16 protein-coding genes are annotated in these 12976 nt (G+C 62.6%); 9 read left to right on the forward strand and 7 right to left on the reverse strand.

From position 1 onward, the window contains the following. Positions 1-10: 10 nt before the first annotated feature. The 5 genes from RBR29_RS01515 to RBR29_RS01535 form a co-directional block, all read right to left on the reverse strand. Positions 11-772: a hypothetical protein gene (locus RBR29_RS01515; protein WP_320346525.1), complete on the reverse strand. Its 762-nt coding sequence runs from the start codon at positions 770-772 to the stop codon at positions 11-13. A gap of 93 nt (positions 773-865) precedes the next feature. After that, positions 866-1414 (reverse strand): hypothetical protein, encoded by a 549-nt coding sequence (locus tag RBR29_RS01520; RefSeq protein WP_320346527.1) that lies wholly within the window; start codon positions 1412-1414, stop codon positions 866-868. Positions 1415-1468: 54 nt separating this feature from the next. Further along, positions 1469-2398: a CsgG/HfaB family protein gene (locus tag RBR29_RS01525; protein ID WP_320346530.1), complete on the reverse strand. Its 930-nt coding sequence runs from the start codon at positions 2396-2398 to the stop codon at positions 1469-1471. Positions 2399-2420: 22 nt separating this feature from the next. Continuing rightward, positions 2421-2786, reverse strand: a complete 366-nt coding sequence (locus tag RBR29_RS01530; RefSeq protein WP_320346532.1) for a curli assembly protein CsgF — start codon at positions 2784-2786, stop codon at positions 2421-2423. Further along, complete coding sequence (locus RBR29_RS01535) at positions 2787-3230, reverse strand: CsgE family curli-type amyloid fiber assembly protein (RefSeq protein WP_320346534.1); 444 nt, start codon at positions 3228-3230, stop codon at positions 2787-2789. Positions 3231-3497: 267 nt separating this feature from the next. Here RBR29_RS01535 and RBR29_RS01540 point away from each other — a divergent pair, with 267 nt between their 5' ends. The 9 genes from RBR29_RS01540 (at position 3498) to RBR29_RS01580 (ending at position 10889) form a co-directional block, all read left to right on the forward strand. After that, positions 3498-4058, forward strand: a complete 561-nt coding sequence (locus RBR29_RS01540) for an ATP synthase subunit I (RefSeq protein ID WP_320346536.1) — start codon at positions 3498-3500, stop codon at positions 4056-4058. 23 nt (positions 4059-4081) lie between these two features. Further along, on the forward strand, positions 4082-4960 hold the full coding sequence (gene atpB, locus RBR29_RS01545; protein WP_320346538.1) for a F0F1 ATP synthase subunit A: 879 nt from the start codon (positions 4082-4084) through the stop codon (positions 4958-4960). A gap of 100 nt (positions 4961-5060) precedes the next feature. Continuing rightward, positions 5061-5303 (forward strand): F0F1 ATP synthase subunit C, encoded by a 243-nt coding sequence (atpE, locus tag RBR29_RS01550; protein ID WP_043684944.1) that lies wholly within the window; start codon positions 5061-5063, stop codon positions 5301-5303. Positions 5304-5429: 126 nt separating this feature from the next. Next, a complete protein-coding gene (locus RBR29_RS01555; protein ID WP_320346543.1) occupies positions 5430-5900 on the forward strand; it encodes a F0F1 ATP synthase subunit B in 471 nt (156 codons plus the stop codon). Between the two features lie 13 nt (positions 5901-5913). Next, positions 5914-6453, forward strand: a complete 540-nt coding sequence (locus tag RBR29_RS01560) for a F0F1 ATP synthase subunit delta (RefSeq protein WP_320346545.1) — start codon at positions 5914-5916, stop codon at positions 6451-6453. Between the two features lie 36 nt (positions 6454-6489). Next, positions 6490-8031 (forward strand): F0F1 ATP synthase subunit alpha, encoded by a 1542-nt coding sequence (gene atpA / locus RBR29_RS01565; protein WP_320346547.1) that lies wholly within the window; start codon positions 6490-6492, stop codon positions 8029-8031. A 57-nt stretch (positions 8032-8088) separates the two neighbouring features. Next, a complete protein-coding gene (gene atpG, locus RBR29_RS01570; RefSeq protein ID WP_320346549.1) occupies positions 8089-8988 on the forward strand; it encodes a F0F1 ATP synthase subunit gamma in 900 nt (299 codons plus the stop codon). A 44-nt stretch (positions 8989-9032) separates the two neighbouring features. Then, positions 9033-10454 carry a F0F1 ATP synthase subunit beta gene (atpD, locus tag RBR29_RS01575; RefSeq protein WP_320346551.1) on the forward strand — a complete coding sequence of 474 codons (1422 nt, stop codon included), beginning with the start codon at positions 9033-9035 and terminating at the stop codon, positions 10452-10454. A 9-nt stretch (positions 10455-10463) separates the two neighbouring features. Further along, positions 10464-10889 (forward strand): F0F1 ATP synthase subunit epsilon, encoded by a 426-nt coding sequence (locus RBR29_RS01580; protein ID WP_320346553.1) that lies wholly within the window; start codon positions 10464-10466, stop codon positions 10887-10889. A 156-nt stretch (positions 10890-11045) separates the two neighbouring features. Here the strand turns inward: RBR29_RS01580 and RBR29_RS01585 are convergent, their stop codons facing one another. Together RBR29_RS01585 and RBR29_RS01590 are read right to left on the reverse strand one after the other, a co-directional pair. Then, complete coding sequence (locus RBR29_RS01585) at positions 11046-12413, reverse strand: amino acid permease (RefSeq protein WP_320346554.1); 1368 nt, start codon at positions 12411-12413, stop codon at positions 11046-11048. Positions 12414-12463: 50 nt separating this feature from the next. Next, positions 12464-12934 carry an HIT family protein gene (locus tag RBR29_RS01590; RefSeq protein ID WP_320346555.1) on the reverse strand — a complete coding sequence of 157 codons (471 nt, stop codon included), beginning with the start codon at positions 12932-12934 and terminating at the stop codon, positions 12464-12466. Positions 12935-12976: the final 42 nt, after the last annotated feature.

Raw genomic sequence — 12976 nt, forward strand, 5'->3', positions numbered from 1 at the left:
ACCTGGCGGATTACCAGCCCGTCTGATTGAACGAAGCCGTGTTGCCGATCCCGATCTGCACCGCCGTGGCCGAGAGGTTGGAGCCGGTCTGCATCACGGACGCCGAATTGACCCAGCCGTTCTGGTAGAGATCGGCGCTTTGGTTGCTGCCGTAGCGCTGCATCACCGTGCTGGTGTTCTGGAAACCGGCCTGGACGATTTTTGCGTCGGCGTCGTAAGTCCATTTCTGCGTGACGTCGGCGGAATTGTTGATGCCGTTCTGGTAGGTGTCCGCCGTCGCGTCCAGGCTGTGTTTCTGGGTGGTGTTCGCGACGTTCTTCCAACCCGCCTGAACAATCTGGGCGCTGGCGTCGCCCGTCCAGGATTGCTTGACGTCAGCCGTATTGTTCACCCCGTCCTGATAGACGTCCGAGCGGGCATTCCCGTTGTGGCGCTGGTCCGTGTTGACCACGTTCTGCCAGCCCTTTTGCACGACCTTGGAACTGGCGCCCACGTTCCCGGATTGTTTCGCGTTGGCGTAGTTGTCGTGTCCCTTCTGGTAGAGATCGATTTGTGCGGGGCCGAAGAAGTTATTGGACTGATCGGCCTTGGCCACATTGCTCACTTCGAGCTGGGTGATGGTTGCAGTGGCGTTGCCGTTGTAGGCCTGTGTGATTTCGGCGTCGTTGTTGAAACCGTTCTGGTAGGTATTGCCGGTGCTGCTTGCGAATGCCGCAGTGCCAGCGAAGGCCACCGCAAGACCGGACGCCAGTGCGCAAAGAGAGTACTTCATGGTAAGGCTCCTTGAGTCGACAAGACCTGTGAAAAAAACGCTGACCGGCGGTCTTGGAACCGGGGCGTCGGTGAAAGAGGTGGCTGGCATGCGTCAGCGATACACGGACAACTTCAGTCCGCTGCCGATCTGGGTGATCGGGGCCAGCGGGCCCGGGGTGGTGAGCGTCACCGTCAGCTGGTTGAAATTGCCGATCTGGTTCAGGTGGGCGTCGCTGTTGCTGGCGTATTGCGCCAGCCGTCCGCGATTGAATGCACCGGTCTGATGGATCTCCCCCTGGATGTCTGTCCCGGCCTGGATGATCTGGGCGTCGTTGTAAGCGCCTGTCTGCTGGACCAGGGCCGTGTTGCCGATGCCCGATTGCGTCGTGCCGGCCCGATTGTGAGCGCCGTCCTGAAGGATGGATGCCGCAGAATCCGCGCCTGTCTGCGCCATGGTTCCGGTATTCATGCTGCCTTGCTGCGCGATGTGCGCTCGCACGCCGTCATGGGCCAGTTCCGATGGCGGCAATTCGCCCGGGGACAGGTCGATGCCGGAGCCATGGCTGGCCGGCGGGGCTGTGCTCAACAGGGCGGCCAGGCCCAGGCTCAGGCAGGTGCGGCCAAGCAATGGGCCGAAACGGGAAAGCAGTGAGGTGTCCATGGTGGGGCGATTCCTTGATTCATGTGGGCGAGTCCCGGGCCGCAGGCAAGGCGGTCATTGGACGGGGGCCGGAGATGGGGTGGCATCCGCGCCGACCTTCTGGCGCGGCGTGACCGTCGTGACTTCGCGGTCTCCGGTGGACAGGTAGCGCTGGATCAGCGGGCTGTTCCAGTCCGCCGGGTTTTTCAGGCGCCACAGATTGTTCTTGATGCCTTGTACCGTCAGGTGCATGACAGCGGCGTCAATGGCTTCTTTCACGGCCAATTGGGCGGGCTCGTTATGGGTATAGCCGCCTTCGATCTCCAGCAGGTCGTAGTAGTTGACGAAACGGAAATAGCTTGGATGGATCTCGTACGAAAAGATCGTCTTGGTGGTCGAAACGCTGTCCAGGATCGCCCCGGTGGCGACGTCCACGGCACGCAAATTGATCGTCACCTGATCAACGCTGTACTGCGTGCCCATACCGATTCCCAGGAATTTCGCGCCCAGGCCCCCGGTCCTCGTATTGGTGTCGTAGGCAATCACGCCCCCTTCCAGGAGGATGGAGGCCGGCAGCAGGTTCGGCACACCGCCGCTGCCCTGCGATCCCTCGTCGACAGCCCGCAGGACACGGCGTTCGGTCAGCAAGGATTGCAGGCCCTCGCGCTCGACCGGGATGTACCAGCCGGAATCCTTCAGCGCCTTCATCAGCATCGACGCCGCGCCCTGAGTGACAGCGGTCGAGAACGCGCTGTTGGGGGACGGCTTGTACTGGCCGGTTTCATCCCGGAATCCGTAGACGGCGGCCACGATTTTTTTCTGGGGAGGCGGCAATTGCAGCAATGCGGTGGCCGAAGGCGTCGGCGGGGTCAGCTGCGCCTCGTCGGAAACCGTGACGGGCTTCTGGATCGCGCAGGCGGACAGGGTCAGCACCAGCGCCGGCGCGATCCATGATCTGCGTGCCGTTGAGAGCAGGCGGGTCCCGGGCATTTTCAGGTTGTCCATGGCAGGCCTTTTGGGTTCTGGATCAGGGGATGGGGGCGTCGGTGCTGGCACTGCCCAGCTCGATGGGGTGTGAATTGCCGTTCAGGTCGATCCAATAGAGCTTGTCGCCTTTCTGGATCAGAAAGCCGTTGTCGGTCTGCAGGATCTGGCCGATGTTGTCCAGGCCCAGGTCATCCATGGGGTAGGGATATCGTTTCTGTGCCTGAGCGTTTTGCAGCAGCGTGGGACCATTGAGCGGATTGCCGCCGAAGCTTGGGTTGACCGGGGCGTAGAGCAGTTGCCCCGCCGAGACGGGGGATGGCAGCCATGGCAGCGCGACTGCGGCGGCCAGGAAGATCGCAGCGGGCTTGCCGAAGCGCATGGCGTAGGGAGGTATGGGCTGGCGCATTTACATCTCCTCGGGTCCCAGGTCGGCGTTCTGGATGAACTGCCTCTGGGCGTTGATGATGTCGATGTTCTCCCGGACTGCCTGGACGGCTTTCCGGCTCTGGTCCTGCGCCCGCGAGCGGGCGGGGGAAAGAAACGTATGGAATACGTTGCGGTTCAAATAAGTGATCCAGATTTCGCTGCCAAACTGCGCGGTAGGACGTTCGATGATCGTCATCGTGTCCTGCGATTCCGGGTACAGCGCTTGCCACACCTGCGTGAAACTGCTGTAGAAGTCCCATCCCATCACAGTGATGGTGCGGTTGATGATCAGTCCCTTCAGGGGGTCGCTGTTGATGCGGCCCTCGTCGAGATTGCGCCTGGGCGGTTCGGGCTCCTGCGCGGCCACGGCTGCGCTCAGCAGTGCCGCGATGATGATGCCAAGCCAGAAACCCATGACCTGCATGACGAATCCCCTGTCCAGAGCAATGATCTTTGCCGAACGTGTCGAACTGTGATGCCGTATGAGGCATGTTATGGACGGTTTCAGCGGTCACCTATAGGCCGGAATCGCTACGCCGTTTTCTGGGTGGGCTGTCGGCCGATTGACCGGGCAATGGCGTAGGCCATCTGGCTGAACAGGGGGGGCTGCGCGATCGAGTCGAATCGCATTAAAATGATGCGCCCTTGGCAGTTGGAATTTGAATATTCCCTGAAAGGGACGCTATAATTTATGAGTTTGACTATCGCGGCGCATGTGGTTGGCTGGCACGGATGGACGGGCCGGCCGAAAGATGCGCAGCGGGACGTGAGCGATGGGCCTATGGATGTGAAAACTGCCTGTGGTCTGGATGGCGGATCGAGTGTGTCGCAGGACTCGCTTGGCACGCTGGTCCTTGGCGAGGCGGAACGCGCGCTGATTGCCCGCCGCTCACGGGTCGGCCTGTTTCGGGCGCTGGCTTCGCAGGCATTCACGGGAATGCTGGTGGTGCTGGGTGCCTGGGGAATTGCGGGGAAGGACGCCGGGTTATCTGCCCTGATTGGGGCGGCGGCTTATTTCGTACCCAATGCGCTGTTCGCCTTGCGGCTGCTGCTGGGGTACCTTGGGCCGAAACGCCCGGGGTCGCTCGCCTTTTTCTGGGGCGAATTCCTCAAGCTGCTGACGGTAGCTGGGGTCGTGATCCTGGTGGCGTGGCGGTGGGGCGGCTGGCTGGACTGGCTGGCGTTCCTGCTGGGTCTGCTGGGCGTCATGAAGGGGTACGTGGTGCTGCTGGCCTTGCGCCGCTTGCCATGATTTGAATACAAAAAGGGTTTCCGATGACCGACGCTGTAACGACGCCTCAGTCCGAATACATCCAGCATCACCTGGTACACCTGAACAATCTCGGACACAAGCAGGACATCATTGCCAACTTCGATGTCGTCAACTACGACTCGCTGTTCTGGTCGATCCTGATGGGCGCCATCGTCATCTTCTTTCTCTGGCGTGCTGCCCGCCGGGCCACGGCCGATGTGCCGGGCCGTTTCCAGATGGCCATCGAGATGCTCGTGGGCATGGTCCACGAAGAAGCCAAGAGCATCATTCCCAACGAGACCACGCGCAAATTCGCTGCGCCGCTGGCCCTGACCGTGTTCCTCTGGATCACGCTGATGAACACCCTGGACCTGATTCCGGTCGACCTGGCAGCCTGGATCTTCCGTGTCACCGGCCTGGGTGCCGATCACGCCGACCCGCTGTACTACCACCGCATCCTGCCGACCGCCGACCTGAACATTCCCCTGGGCATGTCCCTGGGCGTGCTGGTCCTGATGCTGTACTACGGCATCAAGATCAAGCACCCGGGCGGTTTCGTCAAAGAACTCTTCACCGCGCCCTTTCACGCGCACGGCATCGCGGCGCTGGCCCTGGCGCCCTTCAATTTCCTGCTGAACCTCATCGAATATGCGGCCAAGTGCGTGTCGCTGGGCATGCGGCTGTTCGGCAATATGTATGCGGGCGAACTGCTGTTCATGCTGATCGCCTTGCTGGGTGGTGCCTGGACGGGGGCGAATGCTTCCAGCATCAGTCTTGCGTTCGGACACGTGCTCGCCGGTTCGGCATGGGCGATCTTCCATATCCTGATCGTGCTGCTGCAGGCGTTCATCTTCATGATGCTGACCCTGGTGTATATCGGGCAGGCGCACGAAGGCCACTAAAAATTCGCCCGGGGGTTTCCCGGGCGGGCTCGCGGGGCTTGCCCTGATTTCTGGTTTTTGATTTTTTGACTAAACAACGTTTACTTACCAAGGAGTTGTTATGACCAACGTTGCATTCGTTGCTCTCGCTTGCGGTCTGATCATCGGTCTGGGCGCCATTGGTGCTTGCATCGGCATCGGCATGATGGGTGGCAAATACCTCGAAGCCTCCGCTCGCCAGCCCGAACTGATGAACACCCTGCAGACCAAGATGTTCCTGTTGGTCGGCCTGATCGACGCGGCCTTCCTGATTGGCGTGGGTCTGGCCATGCTGTTCGCGTTCGCCAACCCCTTCGTGGGCTGATGATGGCGCAGGCCTGCGCTTGCCGCAGGCCGGGGGTTCGTCGGCGGCCTGCGGGCTGCGGACGTCCGGATGAGGTGCCTTGCGGAATCGCCGCAAGGCACGAACGGGTAAATTAGGGAAACGACCGTGAATTTAAACGCGACTCTCTTTTTCCAGATGATCGTGTTTTTCGTTCTGGGTTGGTTTACGATGAAATTCATCTGGCCGCCCCTGACGAAGGCAATGGATGATCGTCGCCAGAAAATCGCCGACGGTCTGGCCGCCGCCGAGAAGGGCAAGGCCGATCTGGCCCAGGCTCAGGCTCGTGTCAGTCTGATGGAAGCGGCTTCCAAGACAGAAAACCACGCACGTCTGGCCGAAGCCGAAAAACAGGCCGCTGCGTTGATCGACGAAGCCCGCCGCGAGGCCGAGGCCGAAAAGGCCCGGATCGTCGCCCAGGCCCGCCAGGACGCTGCCCAGGAAGTTCAGCGTGCGCGAGAAACCTTGCGTGCCGAAGTGGCCGTACTGGCCGTGAAGGGCGCCGAACAGATCCTGCGTCGTGAAGTCGACGCCAAGGCGCACGCCGAGCTGCTCGACCAGCTCCAGGCGCAACTCTGAGTCAGGGCGAGTCATGGCTGAACTGTCTACTATCGCGCGGCCTTACGCCGAGGCCCTGTTCGAATCCGTGCGTGATGATGCGCGCGGACTCGAATTCTGGTCCGGTGTGATGTCGCTGCTGGCCCAGGTGTCCGGCATGCCCGACGTGCTCGATGCCATGGCCGACCCGCGCCTGTCCGATGCGCAGCGCACCGAACTGTTGACCGGCCTGGTGCCCCAGGAACTGCCCGCGCAGGCGGCAAACCTCGTTGCGCTGGTGGTGGAAAACGGCCGCGTGCAGGCATTGCCTCAGGTGGCCGAGCAATTCGAACTGCTGCGCAACCGGCTCGAGGGCTCGGCTCTGGCGCGCATCACCAGTGCCTATCCGCTGACCGATGCCCAGGTGGCCGGCCTGCTGCAGGGGCTGGAGCGCAAGTTCGGCCTCAAGCTCAAATCCCAGGTGACGGTCGACCCGGAACTGATCGGCGGGGTGCGCGTCGCCGTTGGCGACCATGTGCTCGATACTTCCGTGCAGGCCCGGCTGGCCGGCCTGCGCGATACGCTGGCCGCATGACGGCGGGCCAATCAACAAGATTCCAGGAGTCTTACCATGCAACTTAACCCGTCCGAGATCAGCGAACTGCTGAAAAGCCGCATCGAAGGCCTGGGCGCGTCCACTGATGTCCGCACGCAGGGCACGGTCGTGTCCGTCACTGACGGCATCACCCGCATCCACGGCCTGTCCGACGTGATGCAGGGCGAAATGCTCGAATTCCCCAACAACAAGTTCGGCCTGGCCCTGAACCTGGAACGTGATTCCGTGGGTGCCGTGGTGCTGGGCGACTACGTCGGTGTGTCCGAAGGCGATGCCGTCAAGACCACCGGCAAGATTCTGTCCGTGCCGGTCGGCCCCGAACTGCGGGGCCGGGTCGTGGATGCCCTGGGCAATCCGATCGACGGCAAGGGCCCGATCAATGCCAAGGAAACCGACGTGATCGAAAAGGTCGCGCCGGGCGTGATTGCCCGTCAGTCCGTGTCGCAGCCGATGCAGACCGGCCAGAAGGCCATCGACTCCATGGTGCCCATCGGCCGCGGCCAGCGCGAACTGATCATCGGCGACCGCCAGACCGGCAAGACCGCTGTGGCCGTCGATACCATCATCAACCAGAAGGGCAAGGGCGTCACCTGCGTCTACGTCGCCATCGGCCAGAAGGCTTCCACCATCAACAACGTGGTGCGCAAGCTCGAAGAACACGGCGCCCTGGAATACACCATCATCGTGGCTGCGGCAGCGTCCGATTCTGCCGCCATGCAGTATCTGGCGGCCTATTCGGGCTGCACCATGGGCGAATATTTCCGCGACCGCGGCGAAGACGCCTTGATCGTGTATGACGATCTGACCAAGCAGGCCTGGGCCTATCGCCAGGTGTCCCTGCTGCTGCGTCGCCCGCCCGGGCGCGAAGCCTATCCCGGCGACGTGTTCTACTTGCATTCCCGCCTGCTGGAACGCGCGGCCCGCGTGAACCCCGAATACGTGGAAAAATTCACCAACGGTGCCGTCAAGGGCAAGACCGGTTCGCTGACTGCGCTGCCGATCATCGAAACGCAGGCCGGCGACGTGTCCGCCTTCGTGCCGACCAACGTGATTTCCATCACTGACGGCCAGATCTTCCTGGAAACCGACCTGTTCAACGCCGGTATCCGGCCCGCCATCAACGCCGGGATCTCGGTGTCGCGCGTGGGGGGTTCGGCCCAGACCAAGGTCATCAAGAAATTGTCGGGTGGTATCCGGACCGACCTGGCCCAGTACCGTGAACTGGCTGCGTTCGCGCAGTTCGCTTCCGATCTGGACGACGCCACGCGCCGTCAGCTCGAACGCGGCAAGCGGGTGGTCGAACTGCTCAAGCAGCCCCAGTACCAGCCGCAGCAGGTCTGGGAACTGGCCGTGGCTCTGTATGCCGTGAACAACGGCTACCTGGACGACCTCGAAGTCAGCCAGGTACTGGCCTTCGAAAAGGCCCTGAAGGACTACCTGAAGGCCAAGCACGAAGCCCTGATCCAGCGCATCGAAGACGTGAAGGAACTCTCCAAGGAAGACGACGCCGCTTTGGGCGCCGCGATCCAGGAATTCAAGAAGCACGGCACGTTTTAAGCAGCGGCCGGGGCGCACGCGGCGTGCGTCCCGGACAAGCTCTGACAGGATAGTGGAATGGCCGGAATCAAGGAAATTCGAACCAAGATCAAGAGCGTGCAAAACACGCGCAAGATCACCAAGGCGATGGAAATGGTCGCTGCATCCAAGATGCGCAAGGCGCAGGACCGGATGCGCATGGGCCGCCCCTACGCCACCAAGGTGCGTGCCATCGCGGCTCACCTGATGCAGGCGAACCCGGACTACACTCACCCCTACATGGTGGAACGCCAGAAGCTGTCGTCCGTGGGCGTCGTGCTGGTGACCACCGACAAGGGGCTGTGCGGTGGCCTGAACACCAACATCTCGCGCCTGGTGCTCGCACGGATCAAGGAATTCGAGCAGCAGGGCGTGCGTGTCCAGGCCACGGCACTGGGCTCCAAGGGCCTGAGCCTGCTGAACCGGGTCGGCGTCAATGTGGTGTCTTCGGAAGTCCAGCTGGGCGATGCGCCCAACCTGGAACGTCTCATTGGCGCCATCAAGGTTCAGCTCGATGACTTCATCGACGGCAAGGTGGATGCGGTCTATCTGGCCACCAGCCGTTTCGTGAACACGATGCGTCAGGAACCCAGCTTCATCCGCCTGTTGCCCTTGCCTTCGGGCCTGGAAGATCCGTTCCAGACAGGCTCCGAGGACGAGGAAGCCCTGAAAAGCCAGTACGGCTGGGACTATCTGTACGAGCCCGATTCCCAGACCGTGATCGACGAGCTGTTGCTGCGCTACGTCGAAGGCCTGGTGTACCAGGCCGTGGCGGAAAACATGGCCAGTGAGCAGTCCGCCCGGATGGTCGCCATGAAGGCTGCGTCCGACAACGCCAAGAAAGTCATCGGCGACCTCCAGCTGGTCTACAACAAGACCCGCCAGGCGGCCATCACCAAGGAAATTTCGGAAATCGTGGGCGGCGCCGCCGCAGTCTGACCGACGCAAGCACCGGCAACCCAGAGATATTTATAGGACTAAACATGAGCAACGGTACCATCGTTCAGTGCATCGGCGCCGTGGTGGACATTCAGTTCCCCCGCGACAGCATTCCCAACATCTACGACGCGCTCACCTTGACCGACGAGTCCTCCGCATTCGCGGAAAAGGGTCTGACGTTCGAGGTCCAGCAGCAGCTGGGCGACGGTGTCGTGCGGACCATCGCCATGGGTTCGTCCGACGGCCTGCGCCGCGGCATGTCCGTGGCCGGCACCGGCGCGCCGATCTCCGTGCCCGTGGGTGCGGGCACCCTGGGCCGCATCATGGACGTGCTGGGCCGCCCCATTGACGAACGTGGCGAGATCCAGTCCGATGAAAAGCGTGCCATCCACCAGGCCGCCCCGAAATTCGACGAACTGTCGCCTTCGGTCGAACTGCTCGAAACCGGCATCAAGGTGATCGATCTGGTGTGTCCTTTCGCCAAGGGCGGCAAGGTCGGCCTGTTCGGTGGCGCCGGCGTGGGCAAGACCGTGAACATGCTGGAACTGATCAACAACATCGCCAAGGCCCACAGCGGTCTGTCGGTGTTTGCCGGCGTGGGCGAACGCACCCGCGAAGGCAACGACTTCTACCACGAAATGTCCGATGCGGGCGTCATCAAACTGGACAACCTGGCGGAATCCAAGGTCGCCATGGTCTTTGGCCAGATGAACGAACCCCCAGGCAACCGTCTGCGTGTGGCCCTGTCCGGCCTGACGATGGCGGAAAAATTCCGCGACGAAGGCCGTGACGTGCTGTTCTTCGTGGACAACATCTACCGCTACACCCTGGCCGGTACCGAAGTGTCCGCCCTGCTGGGCCGGATGCCGTCCGCCGTGGGCTATCAGCCGACGCTGGCCGAAGAAATGGGCAAGCTGCAGGAACGGATCACGTCCACCAAGACCGGTTCCATCACGTCCATCCAGGCCGTGTACGTGCCCGCCGATGACCTGACCGACCCGTCGCCAGCCACGACCTTCCTGCACCTGGATTCCACCGTGGTGCTGTCGCGTGACATCGCCGCCCTGGGGATCTACCCGGCCGTGGACCCGCTGGATTCGACCAGCCGCCAGCTCGATCCGCAGATCGTCGGCGAAGAGCACTACAACATCGCCCGTGGTGTGCAGCAGACGCTGCAGCGCTACAAAGAACTGCGTGACATCATCGCGATTCTGGGCATGGACGAACTGTCGCCGGAAGACAAGCAGGCCGTGGCCCGCGCCCGCAAGATCCAGCGCTTCCTGTCGCAGCCCTTCCACGTCGCCGAAGTCTTCACGGGTTCGCCCGGCAAGTACGTGCCGCTGGCCGAAACGCTGCGTGGTTTCAAGATGATCGTCGATGGCGAATGCGATGCGCTGCCCGAGCAGGCGTTCTACATGGTGGGCGGCATCGACGAGGCCTTCGAGAAGGCCAAAACCCTCCAATAAGGATTGCACATGGCGACTCTTCACATCGAAGTGGTCAGCGCGGAAGCCTCGATTTTTTCCGGCGAGGCGGCGTTCGTCGCCCTGCCGGGGGAATCGGGTGATCTCGGCATCCTGCCGGGACACACCCCGCTGATCTCGCGCGTGCGCCCCGGCACGCTGAAGATCCGGCATGCCGACGGCACCGAGGAACACATCTTCGTGGCCGGTGGCATCCTGGAAGTCCAGCCGCACGCCGTGACGGTGCTGTCGGACACGGCCATCCGCGCCGCCGACCTGGACGAGGCCAAGGCCGTCGCCGCGCGCGAGCGCGCCGAAGAAGCCTTGCGCAACACCAAGGAAAAGGCCGACATCGCCGTGGTCGAAGCCGAACTTGCCATGCTGGCGGCCCAGGCGGCTGCGGCACGCAAATTCAGCTCGAAGCGGACTTCGCACTGATCGGCGGATTTTCAGGCCACGATGAAAAGGGCGCTCTCCGGAGCGCCCTTTTTATTCTACCGAGCGGCGAATCCCGCTTGGCAGGCCCGTGTCCGTCCGCAGGATGGCGGGATGGATTGCCAGAATCCGGGGCGGGGCGGCCGGTTCCTGGACCGTTCAGGGTTCCAGCGCACGTTGGCGCAGGCGGTACCCCACGTACAACACCAGCAGCCACACGGGCAGTACGTACACCGCTGGTCGGGTGTCGTCCAATTGCGTCATCAGCCCGACCAGGGCCACCAGGAACGCCGCGCACAGGTAGTTCACCCAGGGAAAGCCGGGGGATGGGAAATGCAGCTGGGCAGCATCGTGCGCCCGCCGGAATCGCAGGTGGACCAGCACGATCATCATCCAGGTCGTTGCGGCGGCAGCGGTGGCGACCGCCATGATGCGCATGAAGGCGCCTTCGGGGACCAGGAAATTGATCACCACGATCAGCAGCGTGCAGGCCGACGAGAACAGGATGCCGACCCAGGGGACCTGACGCCGGCTCAGGCGCAGAAAAATACGCGGCGCGTTACCCTGTTCAGCCAGGCTGTAGAGCATGCGGCCATTGCTGTACATGCCGCTGTTGTAGACCGAAATGGCGGCGCTCAGTACCACCAGGTTCAGGATGTCCGGCGCAGCGGGGATGCCCAGGCGGGAAAAGATCAGCACGAAGGGGCTGCCGTCCAGGCCGACTTCGTTCCAGGGGTACAGCGTCACCAGGACGGTCAGCGCGCCAATGTAGAAGATCAGGATGCGCCAGATCACCTGGTTTACGGCGCGCGGAATGCTGCGTTGGGGGTCATCGGCTTCACCCGCTGTGATGCCGACCAGTTCAGTACCGCCGAAAGAGAACATCACCACCACCAGCGACAACAGCAGGCCGTGGATGCCGTTGGGCAGGAAGCCGCCGTGCACCCATAGATTGCTCAGGCCGCTGGCCTTCTGGTCCGAACCCAGGACGATCAGCAGCAGCCCCAGGATGATCATGCCGACGATGGCGGCGATCTTGATGAAGGCCAGCCAGAACTCGCTTTCACCATACAGACGCACGTTCAGCAGATTCAGCGCCGTGATGCTCAGCAAGACGATCAGGGCGCTGGCCCAGGCGGGGAAATCCGGCAGCCAGTAGCTCACGTAGATGCCCACCACCGACAGTTCCGCCATGCTGACCAGCACGTATAGCAGCCAATAGTTCCAGCCCGACAGAAAGCCCGCGAAGCCGCCCCAGTAACGATAGGCAAAATGACTGAAGGCGCCACTGACGGGTTCCTGCGTGGACATTTCACCCAGCATGCGCATGATCAGGTAGATCGCCAGGCCGCCGATCAGGTAGGACAGGATGATGCCGGGGCCGACCAGTTGGATGGAGGCGGCCGAACCGTAGAACAGGCCGGTGCCGATGGCGCCGCCCAGGGCAATCATCTGGATGTGGCGATTCTTCAGGCTACGTGCCAGGGTGGCGGGGGAGGCGTTGGGTGTGGAGGCGGATGCAGACATGAACAAGTGGTGCGAGGCAATGGAATCGGGCGGGGATGCGGCGGGGCAGATCAGGTGCCGGTGTCAGGGATGGCTGCTGCCGGGCCGCAGGCTGCAAGCATCCGATGCAGTTGTTCGACCCGGGGCGCCAGGGTGGCGCAGACATCCGACCAGACGGCAGCGCGGGCAGCGTCGTGCCGGGCTGGCGCCCAGATGGCATCGGGGAAGCGGGGATCGCCGCGCCAGCGGGGAATCAGATGCCAATGCAGGTGGGGCACCTGATTGCCGAGACTGGCCAGATTGATCTTGTCGGGTTGCAGCAGGGCCCGCTGCAGGCGCTCGACCTGGAATACGGTGCGCATCAGGTGCAGGCGATCCGGTTCGTCGAGGTCCGTCATTTCGGTCACGTGCTGCTGCCAGATGACACGCAGATAGCCTGGATGACCGGGATCATCCACGTGGATGATGCGCAGCCGGTCGTCCTGCCAGAGCAGGCGGTCGCGGTCGGGGGAACAGAGCGGGCAGTCGGGGTGAGAGGCCATGTCGAAGGCAGCTGGGTCGGACGTCCGCCCCCGCAGGCACGG

It is taken from the genome of Castellaniella sp., assembly GCF_034007085.1.
In the GTDB taxonomy this organism is placed as follows: domain Bacteria; phylum Pseudomonadota; class Gammaproteobacteria; order Burkholderiales; family Burkholderiaceae_B; genus Castellaniella.